Annotated in this window: 18 protein-coding genes; 8 read left to right on the top strand and 10 right to left on the bottom strand. The window is 69.3% G+C overall.

The genetic code is table 11. The annotated features are described in order from the left end of the window. The first annotated feature begins 25 nt into the window (after positions 1–25). Both mnmA and ACFQU4_RS31890 read left to right on the top strand, forming a co-directional pair. Entirely contained in the window at positions 26–1,144 is a 1,119-nt protein-coding gene (mnmA, locus tag ACFQU4_RS31895) for a tRNA 2-thiouridine(34) synthase MnmA (protein ID WP_377499957.1), read from the top strand. After that, complete coding sequence (locus tag ACFQU4_RS31890; RefSeq protein ID WP_377499955.1) at positions 1,141–2,130, top strand: methionine synthase; 990 nt, start codon at positions 1,141–1,143, stop codon at positions 2,128–2,130. Before mnmA ends, ACFQU4_RS31890 begins: the two co-directional genes overlap by 4 nt. Here the strand turns inward: ACFQU4_RS31890 and ACFQU4_RS31885 are convergent, their stop codons facing one another. The 3 genes from ACFQU4_RS31885 to ACFQU4_RS31875 are packed head-to-tail and all read right to left on the bottom strand — an operon-like array spanning position 2,131 to position 5,677. Next, complete coding sequence (locus ACFQU4_RS31885) at positions 2,131–2,577, bottom strand: AAA family ATPase (RefSeq protein WP_377499953.1); 447 nt, start codon at positions 2,575–2,577, stop codon at positions 2,131–2,133. It abuts the gene before it with no gap. Between the two features lie 21 nt (positions 2,578–2,598). Further along, positions 2,599–4,119 (bottom strand): hypothetical protein, encoded by a 1,521-nt coding sequence (locus ACFQU4_RS31880; protein WP_377499951.1) that lies wholly within the window; start codon positions 4,117–4,119, stop codon positions 2,599–2,601. Positions 4,120–4,165: 46 nt separating this feature from the next. After that, on the bottom strand, positions 4,166–5,677 hold the full coding sequence (locus tag ACFQU4_RS31875; RefSeq protein ID WP_377499949.1) for a hypothetical protein: 1,512 nt from the start codon (positions 5,675–5,677) through the stop codon (positions 4,166–4,168). Between the two features lie 109 nt (positions 5,678–5,786). Here ACFQU4_RS31875 and ligA point away from each other — a divergent pair, with 109 nt between their 5' ends. The 5 genes from ligA to ACFQU4_RS31850 all read left to right on the top strand — a co-directional run bounded on the left by ligA (position 5,787) and on the right by ACFQU4_RS31850 (position 10,971). Continuing rightward, positions 5,787–7,919 carry an NAD-dependent DNA ligase LigA gene (gene ligA, locus ACFQU4_RS31870; protein ID WP_377500022.1) on the top strand — a complete coding sequence of 711 codons (2,133 nt, stop codon included), beginning with the start codon at positions 5,787–5,789 and terminating at the stop codon, positions 7,917–7,919. 4 nt (positions 7,920–7,923) lie between these two features. Further along, positions 7,924–8,547, top strand: a complete 624-nt coding sequence (locus ACFQU4_RS31865) for a class I SAM-dependent methyltransferase (RefSeq protein ID WP_377499947.1) — start codon at positions 7,924–7,926, stop codon at positions 8,545–8,547. A gap of 182 nt (positions 8,548–8,729) precedes the next feature. Next, the gene (locus tag ACFQU4_RS31860) at positions 8,730–9,413 is read left to right on the top strand and encodes a potassium channel family protein (RefSeq protein WP_377499945.1); all 684 of its coding nucleotides are present in this window, start codon (positions 8,730–8,732) and stop codon (positions 9,411–9,413) included. Positions 9,414–9,823: 410 nt separating this feature from the next. Continuing rightward, complete coding sequence (locus tag ACFQU4_RS31855) at positions 9,824–10,486, top strand: Ltp family lipoprotein (protein ID WP_377499943.1); 663 nt, start codon at positions 9,824–9,826, stop codon at positions 10,484–10,486. Between the two features lie 245 nt (positions 10,487–10,731). Continuing rightward, on the top strand, positions 10,732–10,971 hold the full coding sequence (locus ACFQU4_RS31850) for a hypothetical protein (RefSeq protein WP_377499941.1): 240 nt from the start codon (positions 10,732–10,734) through the stop codon (positions 10,969–10,971). A 37-nt stretch (positions 10,972–11,008) separates the two neighbouring features. On the opposite strand, the gene ACFQU4_RS31845 is transcribed toward ACFQU4_RS31850, so the two are convergent. The 7 genes from ACFQU4_RS31845 to ACFQU4_RS31815 all read right to left on the bottom strand — a co-directional run bounded on the left by ACFQU4_RS31845 (position 11,009) and on the right by ACFQU4_RS31815 (position 17,156). Further along, on the bottom strand, positions 11,009–12,769 hold the full coding sequence (locus ACFQU4_RS31845) for a hypothetical protein (protein WP_377499939.1): 1,761 nt from the start codon (positions 12,767–12,769) through the stop codon (positions 11,009–11,011). A gap of 35 nt (positions 12,770–12,804) precedes the next feature. Beyond that, the gene (locus tag ACFQU4_RS31840; RefSeq protein WP_377499937.1) at positions 12,805–13,773 is read right to left on the bottom strand and encodes an ABC transporter permease; all 969 of its coding nucleotides are present in this window, start codon (positions 13,771–13,773) and stop codon (positions 12,805–12,807) included. A gap of 7 nt (positions 13,774–13,780) precedes the next feature. Then, positions 13,781–14,716, bottom strand: a complete 936-nt coding sequence (locus ACFQU4_RS31835; RefSeq protein ID WP_377499935.1) for a carbohydrate ABC transporter permease — start codon at positions 14,714–14,716, stop codon at positions 13,781–13,783. A gap of 325 nt (positions 14,717–15,041) precedes the next feature. After that, positions 15,042–15,509 (bottom strand): VOC family protein, encoded by a 468-nt coding sequence (locus ACFQU4_RS31830; RefSeq protein ID WP_377499933.1) that lies wholly within the window; start codon positions 15,507–15,509, stop codon positions 15,042–15,044. A 27-nt stretch (positions 15,510–15,536) separates the two neighbouring features. Then, positions 15,537–16,007 carry a helix-turn-helix transcriptional regulator gene (locus ACFQU4_RS31825; protein ID WP_377500020.1) on the bottom strand — a complete coding sequence of 157 codons (471 nt, stop codon included), beginning with the start codon at positions 16,005–16,007 and terminating at the stop codon, positions 15,537–15,539. Between the two features lie 2 nt (positions 16,008–16,009). Continuing rightward, positions 16,010–16,510 carry a hypothetical protein gene (locus ACFQU4_RS31820; protein ID WP_377499931.1) on the bottom strand — a complete coding sequence of 167 codons (501 nt, stop codon included), beginning with the start codon at positions 16,508–16,510 and terminating at the stop codon, positions 16,010–16,012. Positions 16,511–16,538: 28 nt separating this feature from the next. Continuing rightward, a complete protein-coding gene (locus ACFQU4_RS31815) occupies positions 16,539–17,156 on the bottom strand; it encodes an amino acid-binding protein (RefSeq protein ID WP_377500018.1) in 618 nt (205 codons plus the stop codon). A 73-nt stretch (positions 17,157–17,229) separates the two neighbouring features. Here ACFQU4_RS31815 and ACFQU4_RS31810 point away from each other — a divergent pair, with 73 nt between their 5' ends. Beyond that, positions 17,230–18,402, top strand: a complete 1,173-nt coding sequence (locus tag ACFQU4_RS31810) for a DUF1015 family protein (protein ID WP_377499929.1) — start codon at positions 17,230–17,232, stop codon at positions 18,400–18,402. The last annotated feature ends 54 nt before the right edge of the window (positions 18,403–18,456 follow it).

Raw genomic sequence — 18,456 nt, 5'->3', positions numbered from 1 at the left:
CACTCCCGACCCGAGGAAGTCGATCATGAAGGTCTTGGCCGCGATGTCCGGTGGCGTCGATTCGGCGGTCGCCGCGGCGCGTGCGGTCGAAGCCGGGCACGACGTGACCGGTGTGCACCTCGCGCTGTCCAAGAACCCGCAGTCGTTCCGCTCCGGAGCCCGCGGGTGCTGCTCCCGGGAGGACTCGCACGATGCCCGCCGGGCCGCCGACGTGCTCGGGATTCCCTTCTACGTCTGGGATCTCTCGGACCGGTTCGCGGCCGACGTGGTGGACGACTTCGTCGCCGAGTACGCGGCGGGCCGGACGCCGAACCCGTGCCTGCGCTGCAACGAGAAGATCAAGTTCTCGGCCGTGCTGGACCGGGGGATCGCGCTCGGCTACGACGCCGTCTGCACCGGGCACTACGCGCGGCTGGTGCGGACCGATGACACCGTCGAGCTGCATCGGGCGGCGGACGCGGAGAAGGACCAGAGCTACGTGCTCGGGGTGCTGACGCCGGATCAGCTCGCCCGGTCGTACTTCCCGCTCGGTAGCTCGGTGAAGACCGAGGTCCGGGCCGAGGCGGCGCGCCGCGGGCTGGCCGTCGCGGACAAGCCGGACAGCCACGACATCTGCTTCATCCCGGACGGCGACACCGCCGGGTTCCTCGAGCGTCGGCTCGGCGAGCGGCCCGGCGAGATCGTCGACGAGTCCGGAGCCCGGCTCGGCGGCCACTCCGGCAGCCACCGGTTCACCATCGGACAACGGCGCGGCCTGAAGCTGGGCGATCCGGCCGGGGACGGCAAGCCTCGTTACGTGCTGGACATCTCGCCGGTCACCAACACGGTCACCGTCGGCCCGCGGGAGTCGCTGGAGGTCGGCGAGATCGTCGGGATCCGGACGAACCGGCTGGGTTGGACCGGCGAGCGGCGCCGCGCCGAGGTGCAGGTACGGGCTCACGGCGCACCGATGCCGGCCGAGGTGATCATGGACGAGGACGGCTGCCGGGCCGTGCTGGACGGGCCCGCGACCGGGATCGCCCCGGGCCAGGCCCTGGTGATCTACGACGGCAGCCGGGTGATCGCCAGCGCCACCATCGACCGGTCGGCGGCCGACGGCGCGACGGTGTCGGCCGGGCTCGGCGACGCCGCAGGTCCGGCATGACCCTCGACCGGACCGTCGTGCACACCGGGATCGGCTCCTGGCCCGGCACCGACATCGTCGAGGCGATCAAGATCACCTTCGACGAGAGCCCGGAACTCCCTTATCTGCCTGAGCTTCCGGCCCGCGGTGCACCGGCCGGACTGATCGGGCGCAGCGCCGGCCGACTGGCCGACCTGACGGTCGACCTGCAGCCCTCGGGTTGGCGGCTGACCGACGGTCTCGGTCTTGATCATCGCCGGGCGGCGGCGCTGTTCCGCGATGATCTTGATCTGCTGGAGGAGCAGGCGCAGGGCTATGCCGGCTGGTTCAAGATCGGCTTCGCCGGTCCCTGGACGCTGGCGGCCTCGATCGAACGCCAGCGCGGCGGGCTCGCGCTGTCCGACCGCGGTGCCCGGCGCGATCTCGGCCAGTCGCTCGCCGAGGGGCTGGCCGAGTTGATCAGCGAGCTGAGCCGGCGGCTGCCCGACCTGCGACTGATCATCCAGCTGGACGAGCCGCTGCTGCCGTCCGTGCACCAGGGCCGGGTACCGACCGCGAGTGGGTACGCCACCCACCGGCCGATTGACGATCCCGAACTGAGCGAGGCCCTGACCCACGTCGTACGCCGGCTCGACCCGACCCCGGTGGTGCTGCACTGCTGTGCTGCCGGCGCGCCGATCCCGTTGCTGGCCGGCACCGGCCTGCGCGGCCTCGGCCTCGATCTCGACCAGCTCCGGCCGGCCGACTGGGACGGCATCGGCCCGGCGCTGGAGCAGGGCCTCTGGCTCGGCCTCGGCGCGGCGCCGACCGACCGGGTGCTCGGCCCGGACGCGGTCGCCGAACGGGTGCTCCGGCCGGTCCGTGATCTTGCCCTGGACCCGGCCACGACTCGGCTCGCGATCACCCCGGCCTGTGGCCTGGCCGGTTCCACCCCGGCCGATGCGCTGGCGATCCTGCGCTCGGTCCGTACCGCCGCCGGCATCGTCGCCGACGAACTGCCCCGCTGATCAGTCGGAGCGCAGGCACTGCTCGACCCGGTCGGCCAGCTCGGCGACCGGCAGCCGGCCGTCCAGCTCGAGCGAGGCACCGGCCAGGATCAGCGGTTCGACCTCGGTGACGTAGCGCGCGATGTCGGCCTGCTGCTCCGCCGTCCTGCCGTACGGATTGTTCGTCCGGGTACGGACCCGGTCGAGCAGCACCTCCAGCGGGGCGTGCAGGTAGATCACCTGCTCGAACCGGTCGTAGAACCGGCCCTGGTTCTCCACGGTCCCGCTGACGGCCACCGTGTCGTGGACCGCCAGGAGCTCGGCCATCCGCGGCTCGTCCCAGCGGCCGTCGGGCAGCACCCAACCGCCGTAGTCGGTGTCGACGGTGTGAAAGCCGCGGTCGGCGACGGCTTCGAGCACCGTGGTCTTCCCCGCACCGGACATCCCCGTCACCAGCACGCGCGCCATCTCGGCAGCGTACTGGTCGGGTCAGCAGCGGCCCAGTAACAGCACCTCACCCTCGCGGAGGATGGCCGCGGCGCAACCCGGGGAGACCGGGAGGACCGCGGAGGCGAAGATCACGGAGTTGAGCTCCTGGGGGATCCGGACCCGTGCCGTCCTGGTTCCGGAGGCCAGGTCGAAGACCGTGATCATGGAGTCTTCCTCGTCGTCGAACAGCCCGCGGACCTCGGCAGTCCCGGCGATGACGATGGTGCCGGCACCCACCACCGGGCCGAAGTGGATCGCGAGTTCCGGGTCGAGGTCGGGGTCGGACACCAGGCGGAGCCGATCCGAGGTCCAGGTCGGCCGATCCGGTGCCGGACCGGCCGCCGGCCAGACGCGCGCCTCGATCCGGTCGCCGGTCAGGGCGGCGATGCCGACCTCGTCGGCGAGATACGGCGGCCGCTCCCGGAGCAGGTCGCCCAACACGGCGACGGGTACGGGCTCGGCGTCCCGGTCGAGGCGGTGCAGCTGGGCCGCTCCAGCGCCGACCGGGACGACCAGCATCCGGCCGACGACGAACGACGAATCGGTGTCCCGGCAGTCGACGGTGCGTACCGTCCGGCCGCCGAGCGCCTCGGCATCGATGGTCAGCTGACAGGTGCCGGGCCGGGACCCGGCCCGGAGCACGATCGTCGCGCCGGCGGTCAGATGCGCCGCGTGGCCGACCTCGAACCCGAGTTCCTTCCCGGTGGCGGCGTCCAGGACCCGCCATCCGTAGCCGGAGCGTTCCCGCAGCGCCAGCCGATCCGGCGGCACGGCCAGGCCGTGCGGCGCGAACGGCCCGAGGTCCGGGTGGTGCAGCCCGCCGTCGCTGCGCGGGCCGGGCCGCTGCCAGACCTTGCGCCCGGCGTCGTCGTACCCGGTCAGTGTGCACGGCTCGCCGTCACACTGCCGGAGGACCGTGACGCCGTCGCGTCGAGCGAGCAGACCCTCGGCGGGCAGGGCGTCCGGCCAGCGCGCGGTGCCGGCGGCGTCGTACAGCTGGTAGCGGTTGTTCGTCTCGACGACGACCTGGTCGCCGGCCGGAATGATCTCGGGGTTGCTCCCGGTCGAGACCCGCCGGCGTACGGTGCCGTCGGCCAGCGCGACGAACAGGAGGGTGCCGCTCCCCAGGATCAACAGCGCGTCGCCGACCTTCGCCACCGGCTGGTACGAGGACCCGCCCAACGGGCTCCGCCACCGCACCCCGTCGCCCTGCGTCTCGACCCGCCGCTGTACGGCCGGAACCGCGACCGTCCCGACCAGCCCGGCCACGACGGCGGCCGCCCCGATCCCGAAGATCACCCGGCGTACGGTGCCGCGCCGACCCGCGGCCAGGGTGGTGGTCAGCATGATCAGTGCGGCCACGCCGGCGACGACGCCGAAGGCGTAGAGCGGCAGCTGCTTCGACCCGAAGGTGAACGCCCAGAGCGCCGCGGCGGACAGGAGCAGCAGCAGGACCGCGCCGAGGCAGCGGAGGGCGATCAGGAGGGTGCTCGGGCGCTGGGGTGGCGGAACCGGGGACATGGCGTGATCGTGCCGGGGAGTCCCCGATGGGGCCTAGTGTCGTGCGTCACGAGCCGCGACCGATCAGCAGCGGCGGCCGGCCGGGCAGGGCGACCAGCACTCGTCCGTCGCCGGCCGGGACGACGCGGCCGGGCAGCTCGGTCGACGGGATCCGGGGCAGCCTGATCCGGGCCAGCTCGGCGCCGTTCGCGAGGTCGTACGCGAGCAGGGCGGACTCCTCGCCGAGGGTGCCGAACGGGCCGGGCGGGGCGTCGCCGAGGACGATCACGGTCGAGCCGGCGACGGTGACCACGGGCCGGTTCGGGCCGATCGCCAGCGGCAGCGGTTCGGACCGCCAGGCCGGCGGGGCGCCGGTCCGGACGAACGGGGTCCAGGGCCAGCCCTCGAGTACGTCGCCGGTCAGCCCCGCCCGGCCGTGCTGGCCGAGGTCGCTGTCCGGCGTCCGGCCAAGCGCCGTCGAGGTCTCGAACGGTTCGCCGCCGCCGAGGATCGGGCCGGGCCGGACGACGGAGACGTACCCGTGCGGTTGCTCGACCAGCAGCAGCCCGTTCCGGACCCGGATCGACCACGGACTGACGCAGTCGACGGCCTCGGTCGGACCGTTCTGCAGCCGGACGATGCACGGCCCGAGATCGTCGCCGGACAGGCTGACCGCACGGATGTCGATCAGCCGGATCGCCTTGCCCTCAAGGGTTCCGGTGGGATTGCCGGTTGCCGACCGAAGCTCCCAGTGCGGCGACTCGGCGTGCCCGTCCAGGATCCGGGTCGCGAACTGGGTGGGCAGCCCGGTCGAGGCGTACTCGGCCGGGTCGGGCCGGAACAGCGCGACGAACGGCACCTCGAGCTGCCAGACCCGGGTCCCGTCGGCGATCCGGCCCTCGACCCGGCAGGTGCCGCCGGCGCAGTAGGCGAGGGCGACGATCCCGTCCTCGTAGGCGAGGACCCGATGGCTGTCGATCGGCTTCGGCCAGGTGGGCCGGCCGGCGAGGTCGTACCGCAGGAATCCTTCGGTGGTGCGGACCAGGATCCCGTCGCCGGCCGCGGTGGCCACGGCCGACGGGTCGAGGGGTACGTCGGCGATGACGGAACCGTCCCCGACGCGCAGGAACGTCAGCCGGTCCGCGCCGGCAAGCACCGCGGTGTCGCCGACGACCGTCAACGGCACCGACCCGGCCGGGCTCGCGGCGCCGACCCAGCGCAGGCCGGACCCGCGCGGTCCGAGCTGGGGCAGGGCCAGCGGCGCGATCACCAGCAGCAGCGTCGCGCCGCCGACCAGGAACGCCGTGACCAGGGTGACCCGCGACCTGAGCTCCGGTGCCGCGGTCCGGGCGGCCAGCCACACCAGGGCCACCACCAGCCCGGCCGGCACCGCAGCCGTGACCAGGCGCAACTCGAGGGTGCGGGCCGACCAGTCCTGAGCCGCCAGGACGAGGAACGCACCGAGCAGCAGGGCGAGCCCGACCATGAGCCAGGGCCCGCGAGCCGCGGCACGCCCGGGCCCGCCCTCGTCGGAGGCTTCGTTCAGCTCGTCCTGCCCGAGGACATCCTTCGCGGACATGGTCAGGTCGCTTTCCGGGTGCCGGCGCAGTGCCACCCTCTACGCCAGTATGGCGGCGGAACCACGGACGATGTCGGCCCGGCACACTACTGTTTCGCTCGTGGCACGGATGAATGAAGAGGATCTGCCGGACACCGCCAAGATCGATGTCGACCTGGCCGACCCGGACCCGAAGTCCCGGGAACGGCACGCCGACCTCGCGGAGGCGCTGAACGAGGCGCGCTGGCGCTATCACGTGCTGGACGCGCCGACGATCGCCGATGCGGAGTTCGACGCGATGATGCGGGAGCTGAACGGGCTGGAGGACCGGTTCCCGTCGCTGCGGACGCCGGACTCGCCGAGTCAGCAGGTCGGCGGTCCGCCGTCGACGACGTTCACGGCGGTGCAGCACCTGCAGCCGCTGATGAGCCTGGACAACGCGTTCTCCGCCGAGGAACTGGAGCGGTGGGCGCAGCGGGCGATCCGGGAGCTGGGCGAGCAGCAGATCACCACGTCCGGCTTCCTGTGCGAGCTGAAGGTGGACGGGCTGGCCATCGACCTGGTGTACGAGAGGGGCCGGTTGGTCCGGGCCGCCACCCGCGGCGACGGCCGGGTCGGCGAGGACGTCACCGCCAACGTCCGGACCATCGACGCCGTGCCCGACCGGCTGTCCGGCAAGGACGTGCCGGACCTGCTAGAGGTACGCGGCGAGGTGTTCTTCGCGGTGGAGGACTTCGCCGCGCTGAACGAGCACCTGGTCGCCGACGGCAAGGCGCCGTTCGCCAACCCGCGCAACGCGGCGGCCGGTTCGCTGCGGCAGAAGGATCCCAAGATCACCGCCTCCCGCCGGCTCGGCTTCGTGGCGCACGGCCTCGGGGCTGCCGAAGGATTCTCGGTGCCGCGGCTGTCCGAGGTCTATCCGGCGCTGAAGGCCTGGGGCCTGAAGGTGAGCGAGCACGCCAAGCTCTGCCACGACCTGGACGGGGTCTGGCAGGTGATCAACTACTTCGGCGAGCACCGGCACTCGGTCGAGCACGAGATCGACGGCATCGTGATCAAGCTCGACCTGCGCTCGGTCCAAGATCAACTCGGGTCGACGTCGCGGGCGCCGCGCTGGGCGATCGCGTTCAAATATCCGCCGGAGGAGGTCAACACGAAGTTGATCGACATCCGGGTCAACGTCGGCCGGACCGGCCGGGTCACGCCGTACGGGGTGATGGAGCCGGTCAAGGTCGCCGGCTCGACGGTGGCGATGGCGACCCTGCACAACGCGTCCGAGGTGGTCCGCAAGGGCGTGCTGATCGGCGACACGGTGGTGCTGCGCAAGGCCGGCGACGTGATCCCCGAGATCGTCGGGCCGGTGGTCGACCTGCGGACCGGCGACGAGCAGGCGTTCGAGATGCCGACCGACTGCCCGGAGTGCGGCACTGCGCTGGCGTACGAGAAGGAGGGCGACGCGGACATCCGCTGCCCGAACACCCGGGCCTGCCCGGCCCAGCTCCGGGAGCGGCTGTTCCACCTGTCCGGCCGCGCCGCCCTGGACATCGAGGTGCTCGGCTACCAGTCCGGCCAGGCGCTGCTGGACGCGGGCCTGATCGACGACGAGGGCGACCTGTTCGGCCTGACCGAGGACGGCCTGCTGCAGAGCGAGTTCTTCACCACCAAGGCCGGAGCGCTGTCGGCGAACGGGCGCAAGCTGCTGGCCAACCTCGAGGAGGCCAAGACCCGGCCGCTGGCGAAGTTCCTGGTGGCGCTGTCGATCCGGCACGTCGGCCCCGGCGTCGCACCCGACCTGGCCGCGGCCTTCGGCAGCATCCAGGCCCTGATAGAGGCGACCGAGGAGCAGCTCGCCGACGTCGAGGGCATCGGCCCGACCCTGGTCACCGCGATCCGGGAACACTTCGCCGAGCCGTGGCGGCGGGAGATCGTCGACAAGTGGCTGGCCGCCGGCTGCGTGATGGCCGACGAACCGGGGGAGGAACGGGACCAGTCGCTGGCCGGGCACGCGTTCGTCGTGACCGGCTCGATTCCGGGCTACACCCGGGACTCGGCGGCCGAGGCGATCACCAGCCGGGGCGGCAAGGTGAGCGGCTCGGTGTCGAAGAAGACGTCCTTCGTCGTGGTCGGGGAATCGCCCGGTTCCAAGTACGACAAGGCGGTCACACTCAAGGTGCCGATCCTGGACGCGGAGGGCTTCGAGGTGCTGCTGCACAACGGTCCCGAGGCGGCCGGCGAGGTCGCCCGGATCGGTGAGGAAGAGTGACGTGATGGACGAAGCGGAGCTGAAGACCCACTTCAAGGCGATCTACACGGAGGCCAATCAAGGCGGCCGTGCCGCGCCGTGGGACCGGGAGGGCCCGCACTCGCACCTGCGGCACTGGGTCGAACGGAGCGCCGTCCGGGGTGACGGCAGGCCGGCGATCGTGGTCGGTTGTGGGTACGGCGGCGACGCGGCCCACCTGGCCTCGCTCGGTTTCCGGACCACCGGCTTCGACTTCACGGCCGAGGCGGTCGACGAGGCCCGGCGCCGCCACGCCGACGCCGGCCTCGACCTCCGGGTGGCCGACCTGTTCGCCCTGCCGCCCGAGTGGTCCGGCGCGTTCGAGCTCGTCTTCGAGAGCCTGACCGTCCAGTCGATCCCGCCGGACCTGCGGGCCGAGGCGACCGCCGCCGTCGCGAGCCTGGTCGCGCCCGGCGGGACGCTGGTGGTGGTCGCATCCGCCCTGGACGAGGGCGAGTTCGACGGGCCGCCCTGGCCGCTGTACCGGGCCGACATCGACCGGTTCGGCGACCACGGCCTGGAGGCGGTGAGCATCGACCGGGTCGGCCCGAAGGACCGCTTCGGCACCGACCCCTGGCTCGCGGAGTTCCGCCGGCCCGCCGTTGGCTGAAGCGCGATCTCTGTCACGGGAAAGCCGGGTTTTGTCCGACGAGTTCCGGTGATTTCGCACGAAACCCGAAAAGCGGTCATACGATCCGCTCACGCGGTAACTCGGGGGGCGAGATGCGGAAGCGTGCACGGGCTGATTCACTCAGTCCGACAGGACGGTGGGAACGGATCACGGAATGGCCGTTGACGATCGCCGCGATGGCGTTTCTCATCGCGTACGCGGTGCCGATCATCGACCCAGAGATCGGGCCATTCGCCTTTGAGCTGTTCCAGTGGGTCACGTGGGGAACCTGGACACTTTTCGCTGTCGACTACCTCGCTCGATTGATCCTGGCCGACGATTGGAAGCGCTATGCGGCCAAGCATTGGTACGACTTGTTGATCATCGTGCTGCCGCTGCTCCGTCCGCTCCGTCTTCTCCGGCTGGTTTCACTTCTGGAGATCCTCAACCGCAGGGCATCCACTGGTCTGCGTGGTCGCGTCGGGTTGTATGTCGCCGGTGGGTCGGCGTTGATGGCGTTCTGTGGGGCGCTGGCAGTCCTGGACGCTGAACGGGAGAGCGTCGATGCCAACATCACCACATTCGCGGACGCGATGTGGTGGGCACTCACAACCATGTCCACAGTCGGTTACGGCGACCGGTATCCGACGACGGGCACGGGACGCTTGGCCGCGGCTGCAATCATGATCGGCGGAATAACGCTGCTGGGTGTCGTAACGGCAACTCTGGCTTCCTGGTTGGTGGAGAAGATCACCCTGACGGATCACAAGCAGACCATTGAACTTCGGGCGGAGATCTCAGCGCTGAACGAGAAGCTCGACCGACTGCTGATTGAGCGTCGCGAGGACGCGTCATGGCCGAACTGATCTATCTGGGATTCGTGTTGTTCGCCTTGGTGCTGGCAGCCCGCGCGGATCTGAACCCGCTTCGGCCGGCCCGGGAAGACGATCATGAATAGTCTCATTCCGATCACCTCTTGCGTGTTCGTGGGAGACGGATGTTGACGTCGATCCCCGGGCGTGCCCTCCTTTGCGGACCGGCCAAAGCCGTCGGCGAGTTCAGGTTCGCGCTGTCGGCCAGTCCGATTGCCGACTGCATACCGACCAAGATCGAGGCCGGTGCAACCGTATCGCTGACTCCGGGACCTCGCGGCGTAGGTCGATCCGGGCCGATTTCTTGATGGCCAGTGTTCATTCGTCTTCTGCTTCACATGTTTGAACCTGCCGACCGCTACGCGTGGTGATCATGATCAACACCACATTCTGAGAGGACAAAGATGTCAACCGCACAACAGTTCCCGCAACACGAGCAGCCCGCCCCGCCGAAAAGTAAGCGGTTCGGGTGGCTCGCGCTGACGATCGCGATTGCGTCGGCGCTGGTCGTCGGGTCGTGCTCCGGAGCGATGGCCCGTGGCGGTGGCAGCACGGCGGCCGTTCCGGCGCCCACAGTCACCATGACCGAGGCGGCGAAGGGCGGGAAGCCGGCCCCGGCGCCGACCGTGACCGTGACGGTGACGGCTGACCCCGAGGAGCCGAAGGAGACCGAGGAGCCGAAGGAGACCGAGGAACCCAGGGAGACCGAGGAGCCGAAGGAGACCGAGGAACCCAGGGAGACCGAGGAACCCGAGGACACCGAGAAGCCCGACGCGACGCAGGGGCAGGAGCAGGCACTACGACAGGCCGAGTCGTACCTCGACTACTCAGCGTTCAGCAAGAAGGGCTTGATCGAGCAGCTGGAGTATGAGGGGTTCAGCAACTCGGACGCCGAGTGGGCAGCGGAGCACGTGACCGTTGACTGGATGGAGCAGGCCGTCAAGAAGGCGATCAACTACATGGAGTATTCGGCGTTCTCTGAGTCGGAGTTGGCCGAGCAGTTGGAGTTCGAGGGCTTCACGGCGAAGCAGGCTCGGCACGGTGCCCGCGAGGCCTACAAGCGGTGACGGCGAGAATCCCGGCGGGCGGTCCGGGAAGTGTCCGGTGGATGATCGCGGCAATGTCAGGTCGAACGAGTTCGTGTCCTTCGCGCCCAACGGCGTCAAGATCACCGTGCTCGAGACTGGCGGTGGATTCGTCGCTGAAGGATGCGGAGTCTGGTTGTGCAGATGTCTGGCGACCCCGCCAGACGCAACATCAGGGTTCCCGGCGTGCCGGCCTCTTCCGAACCACCGTTGGCTAGAGTGGCGTCGTGCCGAAGATCTTCTCCAACCTGAACCTCAACGGACAGGCTCCGCCCCGGGTGCAGCCGAGTGTCGGCGAGTGGGGGCCGGAGAAGGTACCCAGCACGAAGTCGAAGAAGCGGATGCGGATCTGGGTCAGCCTCGCCCTGTTCGGCGCGATGCTGGCCTGCTTCCTGCTGGGTTGGTACGTCTACTACGTGATGACCGGCGACCTGGGCTTCGGGCTCGGTCGCCGCGAGGGCGAATAGCCTTCGGCCCCAGGCCGCCGGTCAGGGACGGATCGGCTTACTTCGGGCGGTTGTCGTACGCCTGCTGGTAGAGCTCGAGGTAGGCGGGCATCCCCATCGTCTCGAACTTCTTCACGTACGTGTCCCAGGCGGCGTCGTCGTTGACGTCCAGCTCACCGGTGCTGAACTTGGCCAGGGCCTCCTTGACGGCCAGCTCGATCGCGGCCGCCGTCTCGGCCTTCTGCGCGGCGCTGGACTCGTCGAACAGCAGCGGCGGCAGCTGGAAGTCCTTCGGCTGCTGGTGCGGCTCGTAGACCAGGCTCGCCTCGTAGAGGTCCTTCTCGAACGTCGGCTGCTTCGGGTCCACCCACTGGCCGAGCCGGAAGTCGTTCGAGCGGTACATCACCGAGTGCTGGTCCCACGAGGTGCCCTGCGGCGCCGGGAACTCGACGGAGTACCAGGTGGCCTGCTTGCCGTTGATCGCCTCGTCGCCCTCCTTGGCCCAGCCCCAGTTGTCGTCCTTGATGCCGCCGTAGCCGCCCATGACCGCCTCCAGCTCCATCTGGGCGTCGGCCCACTGGACCAGCAACTCCGGGTTGCTGCACTTGCTGGTGATCACGAGGTTGCCGGCCGCGTAGCCGTAGTGGTCCCAGGCCGCGTACTGGACGCCGCCCGGTCCCTTCAGCGGCGGCACCGGGACGTAGTCATGCCAGAGCGCGTCCTCCTTGTACTCGAGGTCCATGAAGGAGCCCCACCAGTAGCCGCGCATGACGCCGAACCGGCCCGTGTTGCCCGCCTTGAGCAGCGCTTCCTGGGGCATCGTGAAGGACGTCTTCGGCAGGGTGCCGTCGTCGAACAGGGTGCGCAGGAAGCGCAGGCCCTCGCGCCACTCCGGCTTGTCCGCGACGAACTCGACCTTGCCCTCGTTCAGCCGCAGCCAGCCGCCGTTGCGGTCGCCGCCGGGGTTGTAGAGGAACGCGTTCATGACGAACCGGTCGAGCGGGTTGGTCAGCGAGGCGCCGAACGGGATGATGTTCTTGCCCGGCGACGGGTCGTTGTCCTTCAACGCCTTCAGCACCGTCCGGAGCTCTTCGGTCGTCGTCGGGATCTTGGCGCCGACGGCGTCGAGGTACTTCTGGTTGACGAAGGCCCGGCCGGGGGACACCCGGCAGTGGAAGCAGTCGTTGATCCCGCGGAACCAGTACGTGTTGCCGTCCTGGGCCAGGTTCAGCGCAGGGAAGTCCGGATACTCATCGCGCATCCGGCGGGCCTCGGGCGCGTAGGTCTCGATGTAGTCCTGCAGCGCCACGAACAGCCCCTGCTGGCCGTACAGCGAAACCTGATCACTGGTGAACGGGATGTTGAGGAACGCGTCCGGCAGCTCGTTCGAGGCGAGCATGGCGTTGATCTTGGTCATATCGACCGAGCCGTCGCTTCCGGTGACCAGCACCTGGACGTACTCGATCTTGACCCCGGTCCGCTTCTCCAACCAGGCGGAGAACTTGTTGGTGGACCAGTCGCCGACGTCCTCGGCGTCGACCTGGACTACCACCTTGAACGTCTTTGAGCCGTCGGAGAACGGCTCCTTCTGGCTGGCCTTCGGCCCGACGTAGCCGTCCGGGTAGACGACTCCTGGCGTGTCGGCGCCGAGCTGCTTCTGCTCGACGTTCTCGATCCCGCCGGGCTTCTCCGGTCCGCTGCCCTCGGTGGAGCAGGCGGCCAGCGCCCCCGGCACGGCGAGCCCGGCGGCGCCGATCCCGGCGGCTCGGACGAACGCGCGCCGATCCAGCTGAAGTGGCTTGAATTCCTTGGATTGCATGATCGACACCCCTGTGTTGACGATGTGCGGACGGACTAGAAGAGGCTCTGCTTCGCGACCCGTCGGGCGAGCCAGTTGGCGAGGACGAGCAAGATCACGCCGATCACGGACTTGAACAGTCCGATCGCGGTCGCGTACGAGAACTGCGGAATGGTCGCGAAACCGATCCGGTACGAATAGGTGTCGATCACCTCCGAGACCGACTGGTTCAAGGGGTTCTGCATCAGCAGCACCTTCTCGAATCCGGTGTTGAGCATGTTGCCCATGTTGAGGATCAGCAAGGTGATCATGACCGGCACGACGGCCGGCAGATCGATGTGCCAGATCCGTCGGAGCAGGTTGGCCCCGTCCACCTTGGCCGCCTCGTGCAGCTCCGGGTCGACCCCGGTCAGTGCGGCGAGGTAGATGATCGCCGAGAAGCCGAGTGTCTGCCAGGCGTCGGACCAGACGTAGGTGTGCCGGAACGCGCCCGAGCTGAGGAAGTCGACCGGCTGGCCGCCGAAGGTCGCGATGGCCTGGTTGACCACACCGCCGGACGGGTCGAACAGCATGATGATGATGCCGACCACGACGACGGTGGAGATGAAGTGCGGTGCGTACGTGATCATCTGCACGACCCGCTGGTACTTGACGCTGCGCACCGTGTTCACCAGCAGGGCCAAGATCACCGGCAGCGGGAACAAGGCGATCAGCTGGTAGAAGTTCAAGATCAACGTGTTGCCGAGGATCGGCCAGAACTGGTACGAGGTGACGAACTGCTCGATGTATTTCAGCCCGACCCACGGGCTGCCTTCGATGCCCTTGACCACGCTGAAGTTCTTGAACGCCATCTGCAGGCCGTACAACGGCCACCAGAGGAACACCAGCGCATAGATCGTCGGCGGGATCAGCAGGACGTACAGCTGCCAGGACCGGCGGAGCCGGAGCGACAGCTTGGTCTTCGGCTTCTCGGTCCGTTCCTGGCTCGAGGCCGCCCGGGTGGTGGGGGTCGTCGTTGCGGTCATCGCGGCCTCACTTCAGCGATCCGATGAGGGCACCCTTGACGAAGTGCTTCTGGACGAACGGATAGATGATCAGCGGCGGCAGCATGGCGACCACGATCACCGCGTACTTGAGCTTGTCGAACAGCTCCCGGTTCCGGATCAGCTCCTGGACATCCACGCCGGACAGCTGGGCCGGGTCCGGTGCGCTCTTGGCCAGGATGTTGCGCAACACCAACTGCAATGGATAGAGATCGGAGTTGGTCAGGTAGAGGAACGCGCTGAACCAGCTGTTCCACTGGGTCACGCCGTAGAACAAGAGGTTCACCGCGATGATCGGCTTGCTCAGCGGCAGCGCCACCCGGAAGAAGAACCGGAAGTCGCTGGCGCCGTCGACCCGAGAGGCTTCGAGCAGTTCCTTCGGGATGTTGATCTGGTAGAAGGTGCGGGTGACGATCATGTTGAAGATCGCCATCGCGCCCGGGAGGATGATCGCCCACCGGGTGTCCAGCAGCCCGAGCTGCCGGACCACGATGTAGTTCGGGATGATCCCGGCGCTGAACATCGTGGGGATCAGGAAGAAGAACGTCAGCGGCCGGCGGAACGGCAGATCCTCGCGGGACAAGGGATACGCCGCCAAGATCGTGATCGCGGTGCCGATCAGGGCGCCGGCGACAGCGTAGAACAGCGAGTTCAGCAGACCACCGAACAGTTCTGGGGAGCGGAAGATGTCGACGTACGCGTCCACGTTGAAGCCGACCGGCCAGAGCACGACCTGGCCCGAGTTGATCGCCGTCGCCGAGCTGACCGACGCGCTCAGTACGAAGATCAACGGGTAGAGCACGGTGAGGCAGAACAGCGCCAGCACCCCGTAGTTGATGATCAGGAACGCGTGGTCGGACTTGGGCTCCTTGATCCGTCGCGACTGAATGCGTTCCCTGGGCCGGCGGGTCGCGAGGACACTCATCGGATTTCCCCCTCCTGCGTCCTGATTGATTTCGGTCGACGGCTCGCGTCCCTCGAGGTCGGTGGAGGGATCTGTGTCTGTGGTTGGGCCGTCGCTTCGTTCGGTGAGCGACGATGCATCCGATGAACCAGGTCATTCCTCCCAGCAAGCCTGCGGTGGCTGGGCTCATCATGGGCAAATGATCTGATGTTTGTCAACGGCGACACCGGATCGATGCGAAATCGCAGCGACCGTGCGCGGTCGTCGTTTCGCTACGTGGACAGCGAAACGGCGCGAATCCGCTTTCTCGCGGATCCGCGCCGTGGCGGGTTCACAGGGGAGCAGGTCAATCGGTGCTGTCACCCGGCTCGTAGTGCCGGCTGATCTCATCGCTGTCGCCGGCGATGTCGTTCGTCTCGTTGAGGCTGTACCAGTTGCCGAACGGGTCCCGGAACACCGCCTCGACGCCGTACGGGCGGTCCTGCGGTTCCTGCAGGAATTCGACGCCGCGGGCGGTGTACGCCCGGTGGGTGGCCCGGCAGTCGTCGGTGTTCCAGGCGCCACCGCTCAACGCGCCCTTGGCCAGCAGCATCCGGATCGCGGCGGTCGTCTCCTCGTCGTGCATCGGCGCCCCGGGCACGGTCAGGTTGAGCTGGAAATCGGGTGCTCCGGGCGGCGCCACGGTGCACCAGCGGTAGCCGTTCTCCAGCTTGACGTCGAACCGCTCGGTGAAGCCGAGCTTGTCGACGAAGAATTCCTTGGCCTGGTCGTAGTCGGTGACGTAGATGCTCGCGACACCCAGTTTCGTGATCATGGTGCTCCTCTCGGGTTGTGCCCGACGCTACTGAGCCGACCCGGGTCCGGGCTTCTCCGAGCTTGCTCTGCGCTGCGGCCGCCCGTACATGAGCACGTAGCAGCCCGGAATGGGCGGTCGACCGGTCCGGTGGGCGTCGGCTTGGAAACGGGCCGGAGAAGATCCGACGAACTCCGAGAAGGCGCTGCTGAACGAGCCGAGGCTGCTGAAACCGACCAGGTGGCACACCTCGGTCACGGTGAGGTTCACCCAGCGGAGCAGCTCGGCGGCGCGTTCGATCCGGCGCCGGGTGAGATAGCGGGCCGGGGTCTCGCCGTACGCCGCGCGGAAGGCCCGGGCGAAATGGAACCGGGAGTAGCCGGCCGCCGCGGCCAGGTCGTCCAGGTTCAGCGGTTCCGCGTAGTAGCGGTCCACCAGGTCCCGGGCCCGCCGCAGCGCGGCCAGCTGGGCGGCGTCGCGGAGCCGCCAGGGCTCTCGTACCGGATCGTCGTCGGTCATGATCACCAGAACGGTAGCCAGGCCACGCCCAGCGCGACCAGGACGAACCGGGTCACCCGGCCGGTGGCGACGACCAGCCAGAACCAGAGCGCGCGCATCCGGCTGGCCCCGGCGACCAGGGCGACAGCGTAGAGCGGCGGAATTCCGATCACCGCCGCCAGTGCGACGATCGGCAGCCCCCAGTGGTTGGTGCCGACCAGCTCGAGCAGCCGGGCCAGGAACGCCCGGATCCTGGTCCGGACCGGCCCCACCGGACGCTCCGGCCGGTGATGGCGGCGGACGAACCAGAAGTCGCGACCGCGCCGTACGGCGACGAACAGCAGCAGCTTGCCGGCCGACTGGCCGAGGCCGACGCCGACCGCGACCGGGATCGGGCCGGCGACCGCGGCCACCTGCGAGGCGATCACGTACGCCTCGGCGTTGGCGATCGGGACGATGGCCGAGACGACCCCGAACGCGAGCGAGGTCAGCAGCGCGAGGAGTTCCGGCCAGCCGAGGAGCACGAAGCGTACGGTAGCGCCGGAACCGGGACTATTTGACGAGAGCGGCCAGGTGATTCAGCCGGGCGATCTCCGAATCCAGGAACGGCGGCCCGCCGAGGCGGCCGATGATGATCACCCGATCGTCCGCGACCGGGGTGAGCACGACCGTCGACTCGCCCCAGCCGGGCAGCCAGTCGGCCGGCAGATCGATCCGGCGGGTCTCGGTGAACGGCGCCAGCGAATCCGGCGGCCGGTCGCCGAAGTCCGGGGCCAGCGTGGTCGAGTAGACGGCCCGCGGCGGGTCGGCGGCGACGTCCAGCAGCGTGGCCCAGTGCGAGCGGAACACCACCGGGCACATCGACGCCAGCGTCTCGGCGGCCTGCTTCGGGTCGGCGGTCATCCGCTCCAGTGCCTCGAGGTCGGACTGCAGCCCGCCGCCCTCCGGGTAGCGGGAGATCCACTCCACCCGGACCCCGTCCAGCACCTCGCAGGCGGTCACCAGGATCTCCGGCAGTTGCCCGTTCGGCAGGTCGACGATGAAGTCGTCGATGACCACGTCACTGGTCTTCTCGACGATCTCCACGGCATTGATGTCGGCGCCGACCGTGCCCAGCGCCGACGCGACGGCACCCAGCGAACCGGGTCGGTCGGGCAGGGACACGCGCATCAGGAACACGCACACCATCATGGACTACGCACGATTACCGTGGTGTTTCGGTCCCGTCTGGCAGGCTGGGGCGGTGCCCGGATTCGTGCCCTTCGCGGCCCTGCGCTACGCCGCCACCGACGCCCTGGACGCGCTCGTCGCGCCGCCGTACGACGTGCTCTCGGAGGCCGATGCCGAGGCCTTTCGGCGGCGTTCGGAGCACAACATCGTGCACCTGGACGTGCCGACCGGGCCCGACGGCTACGACCGGTCCGGCCGGCTGCTGGAGGAGTGGCAGGCCGATGGCACCCTGGTCGCCGATGCCGTGCCGACGTTCACCATCTATCGGCTCCGGTTCACCGACGCCGCGGGCGTGCCGCGCGATCTGGCCGGCGTGATCGGCGGCCTCGAGGTCGTCGACGAGGGCGCCGGTGGGGTGCTGCCGCACGAGCGGACCACGCCGAAGGCGTCCACCGACCGGCTCGACCTGACCCGGGCCACCCGGGCCAACCTGTCCCCGGTCTGGGGCCTCGCGCTCGCCTCCGGCCTGACCGCTCTGCTGGCCGAGCCCGGCGAGCCGGTCGGCCGGGTGATCGACGAGGGCGTGGAGCACGTCGTGGAGCGGGTCGCCGACCCGGCCCGGGTGGCCGCGATCGCCGACCTGGTCGGCTCCGACGACGTGCTGATCGCCGACGGGCACCACCGTTACGGGGTGAGCCGGATCTATCGCGACGAGGTACGGACGGCGACGGGGCGTACCGACACGGCGGCCGAGCAGACGCTGGCGTACGTGGGCGAGCTGGTGGCCGACCAGCTCAGCGTCGCCGCGATCCACCGGCTCTACCAGGGGATCGCCGCCGCCGACCTGCTGGCCGCGTTGAGCCGGCGCTTCCGTACCGCCGAGATCGGGGCGCCGACCCCGGAGACCCTGGCCGCGATGGAGTCCGACGGCTACCTGGTGCTGGTCGCCCGGGACGCGGCCTGGCGACTGGACCCGCTGCCCGGTGCCTTCGAGGACGTACGGGCACTGGACGGCGCCTGGCTGGAGGCGGCACTGGCCGACGTGCCGCACGAGGTGACGTACCAGCACGGGCTGGCCGAGGTGACCGCAGCGGTCCAGGACGGTCGGGCCGAGGCAGGAGTCCTGATCCGCCCGGTCTCCGTCGCGGAGATCGAGCGCACCGCCCGCGAGCACCTGCTGATGCCCCCGAAGTCGACCTTCTTCACCCCCAAGCTCAAGACCGGCTTCGTCCTCCGCCCCCTCTAACCCGTCCCACACCCCCAAAGACCCCGCCGACCGGGCACAAAAGCAGCCCTTTTG

Source organism: Microlunatus sp. GCM10028923 (assembly GCF_042666975.1).
In the GTDB taxonomy this organism is placed as follows: Bacteria; Actinomycetota; Actinomycetes; order Propionibacteriales; family Propionibacteriaceae; genus Microlunatus.
The sequence above is the reverse complement of the archived record's forward strand: the minus strand, read 5'-3'. Positions and strand labels throughout refer to the sequence as shown.